Source organism: Roseivirga sp. E12, from assembly GCF_017592825.1.
In the GTDB taxonomy this organism is placed as follows: domain Bacteria; phylum Bacteroidota; class Bacteroidia; order Cytophagales; family Cyclobacteriaceae; genus Roseivirga.
On the sequence record NZ_JAGFMD010000001.1, the window covers coordinates 913,409 to 928,703 of the forward strand.

The 15,295-nt window shown below is 42.2% G+C and carries 15 protein-coding genes; all 15 read left to right on the forward strand.

Going from position 1 to position 15,295, the window contains the following annotated elements; all coding sequences use genetic code 11:
- Window positions 1-159 precede the first annotated feature (159 nt).
- The 15 genes from J4E76_RS03915 to J4E76_RS03985 all read left to right on the forward strand — a co-directional run bounded on the left by J4E76_RS03915 (window position 160) and on the right by J4E76_RS03985 (window position 15,218).
- Entirely contained in the window at window positions 160-429 is a 270-nt protein-coding gene (locus tag J4E76_RS03915; RefSeq protein ID WP_236017267.1) for a helix-turn-helix domain-containing protein, read from the forward strand.
- 123 nt (window positions 430-552) lie between these two features.
- Window positions 553-1,776 (forward strand): RNA methylase, encoded by a 1,224-nt coding sequence (locus J4E76_RS03920; protein WP_208501390.1) that lies wholly within the window; start codon window positions 553-555, stop codon window positions 1,774-1,776.
- 326 nt (window positions 1,777-2,102) lie between these two features.
- Complete coding sequence (locus J4E76_RS03925; protein ID WP_208501391.1) at window positions 2,103-3,464, forward strand: MATE family efflux transporter; 1,362 nt, start codon at window positions 2,103-2,105, stop codon at window positions 3,462-3,464.
- A gap of 246 nt (window positions 3,465-3,710) precedes the next feature.
- A complete protein-coding gene (locus J4E76_RS03930) occupies window positions 3,711-5,399 on the forward strand; it encodes a formate--tetrahydrofolate ligase (protein ID WP_208501392.1) in 1,689 nt (562 codons plus the stop codon).
- A gap of 16 nt (window positions 5,400-5,415) precedes the next feature.
- Window positions 5,416-6,258 (forward strand): formate dehydrogenase accessory sulfurtransferase FdhD, encoded by an 843-nt coding sequence (gene fdhD / locus J4E76_RS03935; protein WP_208501393.1) that lies wholly within the window; start codon window positions 5,416-5,418, stop codon window positions 6,256-6,258.
- Window positions 6,255-6,617 carry a hypothetical protein gene (locus J4E76_RS03940; RefSeq protein WP_208501394.1) on the forward strand — a complete coding sequence of 121 codons (363 nt, stop codon included), beginning with the start codon at window positions 6,255-6,257 and terminating at the stop codon, window positions 6,615-6,617. The genes fdhD and J4E76_RS03940 overlap by 4 nt, the downstream gene beginning before the upstream one ends.
- A 15-nt stretch (window positions 6,618-6,632) precedes the next feature.
- On the forward strand, window positions 6,633-8,282 hold the full coding sequence (locus J4E76_RS03945) for an NADH-ubiquinone oxidoreductase-F iron-sulfur binding region domain-containing protein (RefSeq protein ID WP_208501396.1): 1,650 nt from the start codon (window positions 6,633-6,635) through the stop codon (window positions 8,280-8,282).
- A gap of 11 nt (window positions 8,283-8,293) precedes the next feature.
- Window positions 8,294-11,086 (forward strand): formate dehydrogenase subunit alpha, encoded by a 2,793-nt coding sequence (fdhF, locus tag J4E76_RS03950; RefSeq protein WP_208501397.1) that lies wholly within the window; start codon window positions 8,294-8,296, stop codon window positions 11,084-11,086.
- 7 nt (window positions 11,087-11,093) lie between these two features.
- On the forward strand, window positions 11,094-11,642 hold the full coding sequence (locus J4E76_RS03955) for a molybdenum cofactor guanylyltransferase (protein ID WP_255552011.1): 549 nt from the start codon (window positions 11,094-11,096) through the stop codon (window positions 11,640-11,642).
- Window positions 11,643-11,689: 47 nt separating this feature from the next.
- Complete coding sequence (locus J4E76_RS03960; RefSeq protein ID WP_208501402.1) at window positions 11,690-12,025, forward strand: hypothetical protein; 336 nt, start codon at window positions 11,690-11,692, stop codon at window positions 12,023-12,025.
- Between the two features lie 133 nt (window positions 12,026-12,158).
- A complete protein-coding gene (locus J4E76_RS03965) occupies window positions 12,159-12,830 on the forward strand; it encodes a DUF1080 domain-containing protein (protein WP_208501404.1) in 672 nt (223 codons plus the stop codon).
- Window positions 12,831-12,899: 69 nt separating this feature from the next.
- A complete protein-coding gene (locus J4E76_RS03970; RefSeq protein ID WP_208501406.1) occupies window positions 12,900-13,679 on the forward strand; it encodes a tRNA pseudouridine(38-40) synthase TruA in 780 nt (259 codons plus the stop codon).
- Window positions 13,680-13,755: 76 nt separating this feature from the next.
- The gene (locus tag J4E76_RS03975) at window positions 13,756-14,241 is read left to right on the forward strand and encodes an RNA polymerase sigma factor (protein ID WP_208501409.1); all 486 of its coding nucleotides are present in this window, start codon (window positions 13,756-13,758) and stop codon (window positions 14,239-14,241) included.
- On the forward strand, window positions 14,228-14,719 hold the full coding sequence (locus J4E76_RS03980) for a hypothetical protein (RefSeq protein ID WP_208501411.1): 492 nt from the start codon (window positions 14,228-14,230) through the stop codon (window positions 14,717-14,719). Before J4E76_RS03975 ends, J4E76_RS03980 begins: the two co-directional genes overlap by 14 nt.
- On the forward strand, window positions 14,673-15,218 hold the full coding sequence (locus J4E76_RS03985; protein WP_208501413.1) for a DUF4252 domain-containing protein: 546 nt from the start codon (window positions 14,673-14,675) through the stop codon (window positions 15,216-15,218). The genes J4E76_RS03980 and J4E76_RS03985 overlap by 47 nt, the downstream gene beginning before the upstream one ends.
- The last annotated feature ends 77 nt before the right edge of the window (window positions 15,219-15,295 follow it).

Sequence of the window (15,295 nt, forward strand, 5' to 3'; positions counted from 1 at the left end):
TAGTTCAAGGTTAGATAATAGCCTCAGTATTTACAAGTAGTTACTTTTACAAGTACCTAGTCTTTAAAATAGACTAATAGAATTAAATATGTTTTAAGTGACATAAAAATTATGACTGATGACAAAATAATTTATGAAAGTTGCCCGGTTGTCTACTGCATGTCAAAGATTGGAGGAAAGTGGAAGCCAATAGTTCTCTATCTAATTTCTAGAAAACTCAATCGCTTTGGTAAGCTGCATAAAAGAATTCAAGGGATCAGTAAACAAATGTTAACCACACAACTTCGGGAACTCGAAAGAGACGAAATAATTGTCAGAAAAATCTATGCAGAGATCCCTCCAAGAGTTGAATATTATTTGACCGAAACGGGTGAGTCTGTAATGCCAATTATTCAGGGAATGCAGACGTGGGGAAAAGAGAATAGATAAAGGGAGTTCTCCAACACCACAACCCGGTCATTTAAGTTGATTATCTAACAACTTTTAGGCAACTTTCTACGATCAGTGGATCAAGTAGCATTCGCCACAAGGACAATAGTAAAAGCACACAACATGAACTCAAATTCCTGGAGCAATTTCCTGAATGATTCTAACCAGTTAAGTAAACCAGCCAGAGCACAGCAAATTATATCAGAGCAAGATGTCACAGAAACCAAACTGTTACTCAATGATGTCCTAAAAGGCTTTTTAACACAAGAAAATCTGCACATGGGCTTAAAAACCTATGTCAATGGTGAACTCCGAAATGATTTCATTGATCAAATGGCAATGAATCCACCATCGGCAGAGGCTTCTTTAAAAGATTGGTCCCATGAGATTTTTGGCGATCAAAAGTTCGGTATGATCCTCATTGGCTTGGAGCAATACAGTAATGCCTTTGCTGAAAAAGCGGCTACCATTGTTCGTCCCTTACTAGAAACTGCAGGCCTACCACTTAATGGACTTTCTTTCCTTTTCTTTATGGGCAATTATGGCTTCACGCCTTTTGGAATTCATAAGGAAGCTACCGGAGAGGATGGTGTTCTTTTTCATTTAGGGCCAGAGCATAAACATTTCTATACATGGGATGACCCAAAGTACAACGCCATAGAACATAACACAGAAGTTTTTCATAATATCCCTGAAATGCTTCCAGAAGGTAAAGCGCATGAGTTGGCACCTGGTGATGCCATGTTCATTCCACATTATGTCTATCATGTGGCCAATACACCCAAATTCTCCATGAGTTTTGTATTGGACTATATTAATCCTCCAAAAGATCGGTTCGAGAATGAGCTTCTTAAAGAAACTGGAGAAGAAGGGCTCGTAAATCAAAATGAATACGAGAACCCTTTAAAACTGGAGGCACCCCTGTCTGACTTATCTAGCATACTCAATTTCAATTCAATTCAGAAAAAACTCGAAACCTCTCTGAGAAGAAAAATGATGGGCTTAAAAAGCAATGGTGGCATTGGAAGAAAATCAAAAATCTCAACTACCACTATTCCCTCAATGGGTACCTTCTCCATCAAAGGCAAGAAAGTATTCCCTATCCACTTAGAGATTCAAACCCCTGAAAAAGTATTGCTCTTTGCAAGAGGTCACCGCATTCCTATAAAGGACCATCCGGGACTAACGGAATTAGTCAAACAGTTAAACAGTAGTGAAGTACTTTCACTGGATAGAATAAAACGACTAATGGCCCCAATGAATCTGGGCGAGGTCTATGGTTTGATACAAGAACTCTTGCTAACTGAAGCTGTGACTTTAGAAGAGATTCAAAAGGAGAAAGGCTAGCTACAACTGTCTCCTGACTACTAGGTAGGGTGAATAACTTGCAGCTGTATATACTCATGAACCATCCAAAACACTCATGAGACATATTAGACCATTCGGAATTTCAAAAACACAAATCCAAAAGCTCTGTTCCTGCTAACATCGAGCTATCAGTGCAATTCAAGTTCAGATCAAATATTGGTCGAAGCACATAAACTTATGTTTAAGACTCTAAAACATTACATCAAATTGACTCTTGAGTATTTATACACTCTATTGAAGATAGAAATATGAATCAGATATTTCGGTTGTCCTTCATACGGTACTTATTACTTTCGCTTCTACCCATGAAGCAAGCTAAAGCATCGCTCACCGAAGGCAATATCTTAAAGGCTTTAATTGCCCTTGCCTTCCCTATTATTGGAGCGAACCTCTTGCAAACTGGCTACCAGCTAGTGGATGCTTTTTGGGTGGGACGACTAGGTGCAAATGCTGTAGCAGCCGTTTCGGTGAGCTATCCGGTCAACTTTCTATTGATATCTCTGACCTCTGGTTTTGCCTTTGCCGGAACCATTCTTGTTGCCCAATATGCAGGTGCCAAAAACTTAAAAATGGTTAACCATGTAGCCATTCAGTCTATGGTGATGGTTTTCATAATGTCATTGGTTCTATCAGCTGTAGCTTATGGCCTTTCCCCACAAATACTGACTTGGCTTGGGGTCGAACAAGAGATTTTTGCCGAAGCAAACCTATTCCAACGTGTCATTTTTATCGGCCTCGTTTTCAATTTTAGCTTTATCCTCTTTCAATCACTCTTAAGAGGTATCGGAGAGGTTCGGGTTCCATTGTATATCAACGCCCTTAGCCTGAGCCTCAATTTCCTCCTCGATCCGCTCTTTATCTACGGTTGGGGACCGATTCCGGCCTATGGGGTTGCGGGTGCTGCCTACTCCACTTTAGCCACCTTGGGGCTTTCTGCCTTGATTGGTCATTATATTTTGTTCTATGGCAAGACCGGCTTCAACTTAAAACTCAAGGGCTTTCGATTCGATTTTCCTCTGTTAAAAAAGGCATTCAAATTAGGTATGCCCTCCTCTATGGAAATCTCCGCCAGAGCATTAGGATTGACATTATTAACCGGTGTCGCGGCCAAATTCGGAACTGAGGTGCTAGCTGCCTATGGTGTAGGTGCTCGGCTGATCAGTTTCGTTGTTATAGTGGCATTAGGACTCATGAAGGCAAATGCCACTTTAGTAGGCCAGAATATTGGAGCACAAAAAATGGGGCGTGCCGAGAAGACCTCTAATTATGCAGCCACTATTGCATTTGTCTCTATGAGTTTGATAGGTATCCTATTCTTTGCCTTTGCTGAACCCATCGTTAGAACCTTCCTCGATTCGACAGACGAAGTAGTTTTAATGGGTGTGTCCTTCGTAAAAATCACGGCACCTTCTTTCGGGTTCATGGGTGTACAGTTAGCCCTAGTCGGAACCCTGAGGGGATCTGGTAATACAGTCGAATCAATGCTCTTCACCATCATTGGTATTTGGGTGATTCAGTTTCCTTTCGCTTGGATGGTGTCTAACATGGAATCTATGGGCTACCTAGGCATTTGGTGGTCATTTCCCGTTTCTTATGTACTACCAGCCATTATCACCTTTATTTGGTATAAGACAGGCACCTGGAAGAAGAAGCAGATTATTGCGTGAGCGTAGTGCGTAATACGTATGGCGTAGCGAGTATTGGGTATTGCGTAGTGCGTAGTGCGTAGTGTGTAATACGTAGCGCGTACGTTATAATTAATATTGAGTTCTTGGTTCATGGTACGTGATACTTGGTACGCAATACTCAATACCCACAAGAAGCCGTTCAGATAAAATTACTGAAGCTCATTCTGCAAACGATTGAAATGTCAGCGAAAACATTAACTTCAGGCCCGTAAACTACTTTTTCGAATGGATAAGAAAACCCACAACCTAACTGATATTGACATTGCCCAAGCAGCGGAGATCAGGCACATTAATGAAATTGCAGCCAAACTAAGTCTTTCACCAGACGATTTAGAGCACTACGGTAAATACAAGGCCAAGCTTCCAATGAAGCTGATGAATCAAGACAATATTGATTCGGCTAATCTCATACTGGTCACAGCCATGACCCCTACTCCGGCAGGAGAAGGCAAAACAACCACATCAATTGGCCTTTCTGAAGGTCTGAACAAAATTGGCAAGAAGACTTGCGTAGTACTTCGCGAACCTTCTTTGGGTCCTGTTTTTGGTATTAAAGGGGGTGCTGCCGGTGGTGGTTATTCTCAGGTAATTCCTATGGAGGATATCAATCTCCATTTTACTGGTGACTTCTCTGCAGTAGAAAAAGCCAACAACCTGCTTTCTGCATTGATTGACAACAACATTCAAAGCAAAACCAATAACCTTAACATCGACCCTAGAACCATTGCCTGGAAACGAGTAATGGATATGAATGACCGATCGTTACGTCAAATCACTATAGGTTTAGGCGGAACAACTAACGGCATTCCTAGAGAAGATGGTTTTAACATTACACCAGCTTCTGAGGTAATGGCAATTCTGTGTATGGCAGAGAACTTCACAGACCTAAAGAGTAGGCTAGGCAATATCTTTATTGGCTACACATTCACAAAGGAGCCGGTTTATGCGCGTGACTTAAAAGCTGAGAACGCTATGGCTATTCTATTGAAAGATGCTATTCAGCCTAACCTAGTTCAAACCCTTGAAGGCAACCCTGCTATTATCCATGGCGGCCCTTTTGCCAATATTGCTCAAGGAACCAACACTGTTATTGCTACTAAAATGGGAATGTCACTTTCAGACTATGTCGTAACTGAGGCAGGCTTTGGAGCAGATTTAGGAGCGGAAAAGTTCTTCGATATCAAGTGTGCATCATCGGGGCTTAAGCCAAAGGCAGTAGTCTTAGTAGCTACAATTAGAGCTCTGAGACACCATGGTGGAGCACCGAAAGAAGAGTACAATACACCAAGCATGGATCGTGTGAAAACTGGATTCGCTAACCTTGGAAAGCACATCGAAAATCTTCAGAAATTTGGATTCAGCCCTGTGGTAGCAATTAATGCCTTTCCATCTGACACTGAGAATGAGGTTGAATTGATTAAGAAAATGTGTGCGAGTCAGGGAGTACATGCCGTAGTTGCCAGAGGCTGGGCCGAAGGTGGTGATGGTATGATAGAACTTGCCGAAGCAGTAGTGAGCACCATCGATAATTATGACAACGGTTTTCAGCCGTTATACAATTGGGACTCTCCTATTAAAGACAAAATTGAAATCATTGCAAAAGAGATTTATGGCGCTGACGCTGTCGAGTTTTCCAAGAAAGCAAAGTTGCAGATGAAGCGCATTGAGAAGCTAGGTTTTAGTGACCTTCCTATTTGTATGGCTAAGACCCAGAAATCATTAAGCGACAATGAATTCAGACATGGACGTCCTGAGAATTTCGTTGTAAATGTGAGAGAGTTTGAATATGCCACCGGTGCGGGTTTTATTATCCCAATACTCGGTCAAATGATGCGTATGCCTGGCTTACCAGCAATACCTGCTTCAGAAGGCATGTCCATTGATGACAATGGAGTAATATCTGGATTGTCATAGTATCGTAATCTAATATATGGGCGTTCCTGTTCAGCCAGTAGAAGTAATAAGAGTAGGATCTCAGTCGCCTGAGACCAAACCTGACTTGGTGGTTTCTGAAGAACCCTTAGAAATTCGGATTGGACATGGCGAGAGTGATGATCGTAAGCAATTCAGCGTTTCTGTGACGATGCGAACTCCGGGTAACGATGAGGCCCTTTGTCTGGGTTTTCTTTTTACTGAAGGAATTATCAACTCTATGGACGAAGTGATCAGTGTAAAGTATTGCGAAGACCTTGGTCGTGCTGAAGGCATGGAAAACCTGATGCGGGTTGAGTTACAACCTTTTGTAGAGATTAGCGATGAGCAATTCAAAAGAAATTTCTACACTACCTCTAGTTGTGGCGTTTGCGGAAAGGCATCGATAGATTCAATTAAAGTAAGCTGCGAGGCCTTATCCAGCGAGTCTATTCAGGTAGATAAGAAAGTACTCTTTGGCCTCCCCGATAGCCTGCGGTCGGCCCAGGACGTATTCAAGCATACAGGTGGCTTACATGCGTCCGGATTGTTTGATACTGAAGGTCAATTAATTGCCCATCAAGAGGATGTTGGCAGACACAATGCACTGGATAAATTGATCGGAGAAGGACTAATCAAGAAGACACTGCCATTATCAAAATCCGTATTGGTTTTGAGTGGCCGCATAAGTTTCGAGCTGGTACAAAAGGCATTAAGAGCAGGGATTCAAATGATTGCGGCTGTAGGAGCTCCTTCAAGTTTGGCCGTCAATCTTGCTGAAGAGTTCGGCATGACCTTGATCGGCTTTCTGAAAGATGATCGGTTTAACGTTTATACAGGTAAAGAACGAGTGACCTTATGAAGTTGAGAATCCAAGGAAATAGCATTCGACTGAGGCTCACGCAAACCGAGGTAAGCAACTTCGGAAAGGAAGGAGTCTGTTCAGCAAGGTTAGAGTTCCCTAACGGAAAATCGTTGACCTATCGACTTGTCACACAGGCTGAATTAGGAAGTTATTTTAATGATGAAGTCATCACCATTAACCTCCCTCAAGCAAGCGTTGAAAGCTGGATTGAATCAGATCAAGTGGGAATCAAGGGAGAACTACCCCTAGAAAACGGGGATAAATTGAGTATTTTAGTTGAAAAGGATTTCAAGTGTTTGACGGCACGCTCCGAAGATGAGAGCGATATGTTTCCAAACCCAAAAGAAAGTCATTAACAGTTATAAAATAAGATGTCAGAAAATCTTAGTGCACTATCAGGTAGAAAAGGATTAGAAGATAACCTCTTCGAGCAACTGGTGGAAAAGTCCAAAGTGACAGGGTCCCCAGACAATGAAGAGTTAAAGGCTCTGGCCGAAAAATACCTTATGGGTGATGCAATTACCTATGGTACAGCTTCATTTTATGACTTCATGAAGAAAGAACATGAAGGCGTAAAAGTCCATGTCTGCAACGGAAGTGCCTGTCTGGTCGCTGGAACACAAGACAGTGTCAAAGGAAAACTCTCAAGACACTTTAAAGACGAAGAAGTTGGTCATATGTGCTGCCTTGGTCGCTGTCATGAAAACAGTGCCTTCAATTATAATGGCACCAACTATTCCGGAGATGCCATCAATGATCTGGAAACAATCATTGAAAAAAAAGACAAAGATCTTAGTGATACCTATGCTGTTGGCGCCACAGGCGAGCGTGTACTAACTGGTGCGGCCATGACGGCCGAGCAGTTTAAAGAAGAATTCTCAAAAATCTTAGCCAATGGGCCTGAATGGGCCTTAAAACAAATCAAAGCTTCAAATATTCGTGGCCGAGGTGGCGCTGGCTTCCCAATGAGCTTCAAGCTTAATGCCTGCCGAAATGAAGCAGAGCCTCAGAAATACATTGTCTGTAATGCAGATGAAGGCGACCCTGGAGCCTATTCAGACCGCTACCTTTTAGAAGAGCAACCCATGTTAGTCCTCTTTGGAATGATGACTGCCGGATACATTGTAGGAGCTGACCACGGAGCCGTTTACATTCGAGGTGAGTATCCTGAATCGGTGAAAGCATGTGCTGATGCTGTCAAAGCACTTGAGGCTATCGGTATGCATGGCGATAATATTGGCGGCACAGATTTCAGCTATAGATTTAAAGTAATTGAAGGTGCGGGAGCCTATATCTGTGGTGAAGAAACCGCCCTTCTCTCCTCTTTAGAAGGTCAACGACCTGAGGTTCGAGTAAGACCACCATTCCCAGCACAAAAAGGACTCTTTAACAAACCGACTATTGTCAACAATGTTGAGACATTAGCTGCGGTTCCTTGGATCATTAGAAACGGTGGAGATCAGTATGCCAAGCTTGGAACAGAAAAGTCCACAGGAACCAAATTGGTTTGTCTCGATTCATTCTTCAATAAACCGGGAATGTATGAAGTCGAAATGGGTCACTCCTTCAAATCACTTGTTTATGAAACTGGAGGCGGATTTAAAGAGCCTGTTAAGGCTGTTCATGTCGGTGGCCCATTGGGTGGAATTGTGCCGACCCATAAGATAGATGATCTGAACATTGACTTTGAAAGCTTTGCAAATGGTGGCTTTCTTTTAGGTCATGCCGGAATCGTCTCGGTTCCTGAGAAATTTCCAATGATCGAGTACCTAGAACACCTTTTCGAGTTTACTGCTGATGAATCCTGCGGCAAATGTTTTCCATGCAGTATAGGCTCGGTTCGCGGTAAGGAAATGATCGCCAACTCTAGAAATGGAGAGAAAATGGATCGCCAGTTAATGGATGACTTACTCGAAACCTTAGAAATAGGCTCACTATGTGCCTTAGGTGGAGGATTGCCATTAGGTATAAAGAATGCTTTAGAATATTTTGAAGAAGAACTTAGAAGCTACTTTCTATAAACACGATTTATATGAGTGATTCAAAAAACATCGCCTACATCAATAATGAGCCCTTCGAGTTCGAGAGTGGTGAAACCATTCTTTCACTATTAAGGAGAAACTTTGGTGACAATCCTGTTCCCACCTTATGTGATGCGCCCAACTTAGACCCCTTCGGTTCTTGCCGAGTGTGTAGCGTAGAAGTAGCCAGAGAGCAAGATGGTCCAACCAGAGTACAGGCATCATGTCATACACCAGTAATGGAAGGCTCTTTCATCTATACTCATACTGAGAAGATGGAGCGCCTGCGAAAAAATATTGTTGAGCTTGTTTTGACGGACTATCCAAAGGAGAAATTCGAGACTGACAACCCCAAAAACAATGAGTTAAAGCGGGTGGCCTACGATGTCGGAATCAAAATGGAGGAAGTACGCTATGCTCCTGGAAGAAACCACTTAGATCGCACGGCCGATACTGCACATCCTTATATGCGAGCCAACTTGTCTTCTTGCATCAATTGCTTCCGTTGTGTGAGAGCATGCGATGAGGTCCAAGGAGAAATGGTATTGACAATGGAAGGTCGGGGCTTCGATAGTAAGATTGTCATGGGAATGAATGAAGGCTTTATGGAGTCCGATTGCGTCTCCTGCGGAGCCTGCTCACAGGCTTGTCCCACGGGAGCCATTACCGATGTTTTTGATTCCAAGACAAATGAGGCTGAAGAAACTACTAGGACAGTCTGTACTTATTGCGGAGTGGGCTGTAACCTGGATGTAGCAACTTCGAGTGGTGATATCGTAAGTATTACCGCTCCTTATGATGCAGAAGTAAACCAAGGCCATACTTGCCTTAAAGGCAGATATGCATTCAAATTCTATGATCATCCCGAGCGACTACGCTCACCAATGGTGAGAAAGAAAGGTCAGCTAGAAAATGTGTCCTGGGACGAAGCGTATGATTACATAGTCGATAAGATTACCAATATCAGAGAAGAACATGGTCCAGATTCTATAGCGGGTATTTCTTCTGCCAGATGTACGAATGAAGAGAATTACCTCATGCAAAAATTCATTCGCGCTGTAGTCGGCACAAACAATATTGATTGCTGTGCTCGTGTGTGCCACTCCCCTACAGCATTGGGTATGCAGCGCTCATTTGGAACTGGTGCTGCCACCAACTCGGTGATCGACATTAAGTATACTGATTGTATGATGGTGATCGGTGCCAACCCGACAGCAGCACACCCAGTTACAGGTGCCAAAATGAAGCAAGCTGCTATGAAAGGCACTAAGCTTATAGTGATTGACCCTAGAGAAATTGAACTAGCTAAGTATGCCGATCACTTCCTGCAATTGAGGCCAGGTACTAACGTGGCACTATTGAACATGCTACTCTATTACATCATTGATGAAGGACTAGCAGATAAAGCATTCATTGATAACCGTACTGAAGGCTATGATGACTTTGTAGCTAACATTAAGAAGCTCGATATCAATGCAATGGAAGCCATTACGGGTGTAGACCGTGAAGAAGTACGAGCTGCAGCCATCACTTATGCTTCTGCACCAAATGCCATGTCTTTCCATGGGCTTGGCGTTACAGAACATTCTCAAGGAACGTTCACCGTTCAGCAGATTGCAGATCTTGCAATGATCACCGGTAACATTGGTCGAAGAGGTGTTGGTGTAAATCCACTTCGTGGACAAAATAATGTTCAAGGAGCTGCGGATATGGGCGCTCAGCCTCATCAAGGAGCAGGCTACTTAGATATTACAGATCCAATGATCAACCAGAAGTATATCGACTTCTATAAGACTGATAAGATCCCATCCCACATAGGTTATAAAATTCCTGAAATGTTCGATGCAGCTATAGCAGGTGACTTGAAGGTCATGTGGATTATTGGTGAAGATGTAGTTCAGACTGATCCTAATACCAGCAAAGTCAAAAAAGCATTAACCAGCTTAGATCTTTTCATTGTCCAAGAACTCTTTATGACTGAGACAGCAATGCTTGCCGATGTAGTCCTTCCAGGAGCTTCCTTCCTTGAGAAATCAGGAACATTTACGAATGGGGAAAGACGAGTTCAGCGAGTCAACAAAGTGGTTGAGCCTGTTCCAGGCACCAAAGCTGATGGCCAAATCATTGTTGATGTAATGCAACGCATGGGCTACGATCAAGCAGATTATGCACCAGATACTATGCTAGAGGAGATCTCTCAGATCGTTCCTTTCTTCAGAGGAATCAAATGGGAAGAACTAGCTGAGAATGGTAAGCAATGGCCAGTGCCTGAGGATGGATCTAGTACCGAAATCATCCATATTGAAGAGTTCAAACGAGGAAAGGGTCTCTTTACCTACTTCGATTGGCGTGAATCCGAAGAGATCGTGGAGCATGGCGAAGAGTATCCTTATATCATCACTACCAACCGTGAGCTTGAGCATTACAATTGTGGTGCAATGACGCGTAGAACAGGTAATGGTGAAATCCTCAAAGAGGATGTGCTTCTTATCAATGAAAAAGACGCGTCTGACAATGGTATTTCGGATGGAGATATGGTATGTGTGACCTCAGCCCGAGGCAAAGTTGATATCAAAGCACGCATTACCGATGAGGTTAAACCTGGGGTAATGAGTACTACCTTCCACTTCCCTGAGATCATGGTCAACTTAATCACCTCAGACGTTCATGACTCTGAAGCAAAATGCCCTGAATACAAGGTAGTGGCCGTTAAGATTAGGAAATCTAAAGGTGTGAATAAGTTGATGAAGACTTCTCAAAGTGCAGGTATGGAAACAGCCCCACTAGACAAGCTTAAAGATTGATTCAACGATGTCTGAATCAGCCGTCAAAGGCTTAATTCTTATCGGGGGTCGGAGCTCCCGCATGGGAAGCGATAAGGCTTTTGTGACTTGGAAAGACATGTCGCTTTTAGAGCATTCAGTAGAAATACTTAGTGGCATTACTGATCAAGTGTACTTGTCTGTCAATTCAGATCAACACAAAGTTCTGAGTGCTGAATACGAGTGCATTGAGGATCGTTATGAAAACATGGGGCCATTGGGAGGCATACTTTCGGCCCTGGAATTTCTTCAGGAAGATCTCATAGTAATGGCAGTGGATATGCCACAGGTAGGAGCTCAATTACTTGAAGAATTAATCATTCCCGGAAAATTCGTTCGAGCATATCAAACAGATGACAATAAGTGGGAACCTCTGCCCTCTTATTGGCCTAAAACTTCCATCCGTGAACTTAAATCACATTTCTCTACCAACCAGTTGTCCATTAAAAGCTTTTTAGATCTTCATGGACAAGGCGTCTCCATACAAACTGACTCAGGATCTTTCAAGAACCTTAATCGTCCCTCAGATTTGACTTAATTCCAACCCTTTTAATCTAATCTGGGTCAAAGAAGGAAAGGTCAATTATGAAAAAGGTCATCCTAAGCTTATCAGTTATTCTACTTGTCTTTTCTTCATGTGAGAATGAACAAGGACTAGAAGATATTCCATCTTGCATTCAAGCAGATATTGAAAATGCTTCTAAAAATGGATCTAGCGAAGCCTCCGTTACTCAATACTTATATAATGGGCAAAACGTCTTTTCCTTCGATCCAGGGGTGGTCTATCCAGATATTATGACGACAGTAGTCAATGAAAACTGCGAAGTTGTATGCCAGTTTGGTGGTATTGCCGGAATGAATACCTGCCCAGACTTTAGCCAAAATGCTCAAGTGATCGGTGTAGTCTGGAAGAACAATTAGAATCTTCCCTAATGCCAAACTAAAACCATTTCAAATCACGCGAATTCATTATCTTAGGGCAAAACCTTAACAAATGAATTCAAGATTATCCACTCTCCTATTATTAGCCATATCAGTTCTATTGTCAAGCTGCATGGCAGATAAAAAAAGTAATGAAACCGAAAGTACAGAAGCGCCTTCTGAATGGGTCTCTCTATTCGATGGTGAAAGTTTCAATGGGTGGGAAATGTATGGAGAAGAGCCATTCACTGAACATTGGTCCATTGTTGACGGAGCAATAGCTTGTAACGCTGGTATTGGCGAGGAAAATGTAGGTTTTTTTAGGTCCGTTATGACCAAAGCAGACTATGGTAATTTTGAATTAGAATTGGAATACAAGATTGCCAAAGGAGGCAACAGTGGTATCTTCTATCATGTCGTGGAAAAAGAAGAATGGGGACATGACTATGCGAGTGGCCCAGAGTATCAAGTCCTTGACGATGAGTTTTCTCGCTCAGAAACTGAGCCTTATAAAATGGTAGCTTCAAGCTACGCCATGTATCCAGCAGCAGCTACTAAGAAGCCCAACCCTCACATGCAATGGAATAAAGTAAAAATTATTTATAACGAAGGTCATGTAGAGCACTGGCTAAATGGAGAAAAAGTATTGGAGTTTGAGGAAGGCAGCGAAGACTGGTTAGCAAAAAAAGCGGCCGGAAAATGGGCAAATGCTGACTCTTACGCAGCTTCGACAACTGGAAGAATTAGCCTTCAAAATCATGGAGACGAGGTCTATTATCGTAATATCCGTATCAAGGAGCTCTAAACCCTCCCTCATTCCGGAATTCTAAAGATTATGAGATTCCCACCTTGGCGGGAATGACCAATTGAATAGATGAAAAGTAAGCACTACTATCTTCTGCATATTCAATACCTAGGGTTTCGGTTCCACGGATGGGCCAAGCAGCCTCAGGTTAAGACTGTTCACCATATGGTGGATCGTACACTTAACTATGTATTCGACCATTCTGAATTTAAAACTCTAGGAGGAAGCCGTACAGATGCAATGGTATCTGCAGACCACTTTGTACTTGAGTTGTTTCTAAACACTCCCATTGAGAGCGAAGAGAAGTTCCTAAAAGTCTTCAACCTTAATTTACCTGCTGACATAAGAGCTTTGGCCATAGAGGAAACAGATGCTGAGTTTAACATCATCCAAAACTCAAAGTCTAAAACATACCTCTATCTCTTCTCTTACGGAGAGAAGGCGCATCCCTTTTCAGCACCTTTCTTAACAACCCTAACTGACCAGCTCGATATACCACTTATGAAAAAAGGTGCAAGGTTATTCGAGGGTACACATGAGTATAAGGCCTATTGCAAAAAACCTTCAGAAAAGACCAATACTAAAAGGACCATTGACACTTGTGAGATAATACCCAATACTTTCTACACAGCTAGCTTCTTCCCCAGTCCATCTTATGCCTTAAAAGTCAGTGGTAAAGGATTTATGCGCAATCAAATACGTATCATGATGGGACAACTGATTAGATTGGGAAGAAATGAAATCTCACTAGAAGATCTTAAAGCATCACTTTTACCAAACTTCTCGGAGCATTTGAGTCTTATAGCGCCTGCATCTGGATTGATCTTAGACAAGGTAGATTTCAATTAAATTCAAAAGCTTGTAATGAATCAGGCACAACTCCGTATTACTCTCAAATCGATCAATTGGATGAATTCTATTCTTGATGAGTGAAAAAGAGTTTTGGGACATTATTGCTCCCCTAAACCCGTCCATTTTAGGCTTTGCCTTTCGACTGTTGAATGATCAGGAGAAAGCCAAGGATATTCATCAGGATACGCTTGAAAAGCTTTGGAAAAGAAGACGAAAACTTAAGAAGGAAGGGAATATAAAATCACTGGCCATGACAATCACTAAAAACAAGTGTATTGACTTGATAAGGCTTGAGGGGCGATACATCGATCGAAGCATAAATGAGCTTGAACTTCATACAAAACAAGACTTTGAGTCGAAAGACCTGATTCACCAAATAAAGGTCCGCATGAAGCAGCTACCGACTAAACAGCAAATGATCATTGAATTGAAAGATTTTCAAGGTTTCAGTAATAGTGAAATCGGAGCAATAATGGATATGACAGTCAACAATGTGAGGGTTAACCTCTCCCGGGCAAGGAAATTTCTGACCGAACAACTAAGACATGAGTGGCAATAGACTAGATATACTGGAGGAAAGATTTGAAGAAGGTACTCTTAATGAGAAAGAGACTCAGGAACTGAAGGGATTATTGAAGGAGAACCCTTCCCACCCTCTTGGAGCTTATTTTCTATGGGTAGACAGAACCAAAAATGATACTGATATCAAGGTAAGTCGTCAGGAGGTATTGCAAGGGCTTAAGACAAGACAGCGCCACAGCTCTTGGCGCTATGCGGCTATCCTTCTAGTCATTGTAAGTGCGGGATACCTTCTGATTCCAAAACTCAATACCGAAAAGATGGAACTCTTGAGCAACAAAGAATTAGATAAAACCTATGCGGAATCCTTAAAGACACTTTCAGCCTTTTCAACCATGCTGAATGAAGGAATTAATGATATCTATTCCGGAGCAGACTTTTCTACTCCTTTTAAGGATTTTAAACAACTCAATGAAACAACAAAACAAATACTCGATGATGAAAATGATGACAAATAAGCTAATTAGATCAGCCATCCTTTTGGCATTAATTTTTACTTTCCAAAGTTCCACCATGGGGCAAACCAGAAATGAGAAACTCATAAAGGTTATAGAAGGCTATGCCGATAATAAAGAGTGCAGCTTCTTTGAAACCACCGAAGAGATGTTCAAGTTAATGTCCAAAAGAGCCGAAAAAGAAGCAGACCCGAGGATGCTCGAGTACTTCAAGAAGACTAAATATGTGGTCAACATTCAAGCAAGCATTCGTAACGGTAACGACTGGTTCATTGATTCCTTCATTAAAAAGGCAAACCTCGATGACTACACACTCCTAATGAGGGCTAAATCCAATACCCGAAACTATAAGTTCTTCAAAAGGGACCTTGCTCAAAATTTGAGTGAGTATCTGCTAGTTCACAGAAGGGGTCTATATTTTATGGTCACGGCAATGGACATTTCAACGCTAGAAGAGATGGCTGGCGTTGTAGAAATGGTAAGTGAGGCAGGTGGTCAGTAAGCGATAAAGCATAAATGTCAGAGGCACTTTGAAAAAAGTGCTTTTTTTCTGCCCATTAGTGGGGATTTGGCATCCGA

What these genes read in the sequence shown, in the direction of transcription:
- J4E76_RS03915 (WP_236017267.1), top strand. Translation starts at nt 160, where the DNA reads ATGTCAAAGATTGGAGGAAAGTGGAAGCCAATAGTTCTCTATCTAATT.
- J4E76_RS03920 (WP_208501390.1), top strand. Translation starts at nt 553, where the DNA reads ATGAACTCAAATTCCTGGAGCAATTTCCTGAATGATTCTAACCAGTTA.
- J4E76_RS03925 (WP_208501391.1), top strand. Translation starts at nt 2,103, where the DNA reads ATGAAGCAAGCTAAAGCATCGCTCACCGAAGGCAATATCTTAAAGGCT.
- J4E76_RS03930 (WP_208501392.1), top strand. Translation starts at nt 3,711, where the DNA reads ATGGATAAGAAAACCCACAACCTAACTGATATTGACATTGCCCAAGCA.
- fdhD (WP_208501393.1), top strand. Translation starts at nt 5,416, where the DNA reads ATGGGCGTTCCTGTTCAGCCAGTAGAAGTAATAAGAGTAGGATCTCAG.
- J4E76_RS03940 (WP_208501394.1), top strand. Translation starts at nt 6,255, where the DNA reads ATGAAGTTGAGAATCCAAGGAAATAGCATTCGACTGAGGCTCACGCAA.
- J4E76_RS03945 (WP_208501396.1), top strand. Translation starts at nt 6,633, where the DNA reads ATGTCAGAAAATCTTAGTGCACTATCAGGTAGAAAAGGATTAGAAGAT.
- fdhF (WP_208501397.1), top strand. Translation starts at nt 8,294, where the DNA reads ATGAGTGATTCAAAAAACATCGCCTACATCAATAATGAGCCCTTCGAG.
- J4E76_RS03955 (WP_255552011.1), top strand. Translation starts at nt 11,094, where the DNA reads ATGTCTGAATCAGCCGTCAAAGGCTTAATTCTTATCGGGGGTCGGAGC.
- J4E76_RS03960 (WP_208501402.1), top strand. Translation starts at nt 11,690, where the DNA reads ATGAAAAAGGTCATCCTAAGCTTATCAGTTATTCTACTTGTCTTTTCT.
- J4E76_RS03965 (WP_208501404.1), top strand. Translation starts at nt 12,159, where the DNA reads ATGGCAGATAAAAAAAGTAATGAAACCGAAAGTACAGAAGCGCCTTCT.
- J4E76_RS03970 (WP_208501406.1), top strand. Translation starts at nt 12,900, where the DNA reads ATGAAAAGTAAGCACTACTATCTTCTGCATATTCAATACCTAGGGTTT.
- J4E76_RS03975 (WP_208501409.1), top strand. Translation starts at nt 13,756, where the DNA reads ATGAGTGAAAAAGAGTTTTGGGACATTATTGCTCCCCTAAACCCGTCC.
- J4E76_RS03980 (WP_208501411.1), top strand. Translation starts at nt 14,228, where the DNA reads ATGAGTGGCAATAGACTAGATATACTGGAGGAAAGATTTGAAGAAGGT.
- J4E76_RS03985 (WP_208501413.1), top strand. Translation starts at nt 14,673, where the DNA reads ATGAAACAACAAAACAAATACTCGATGATGAAAATGATGACAAATAAG.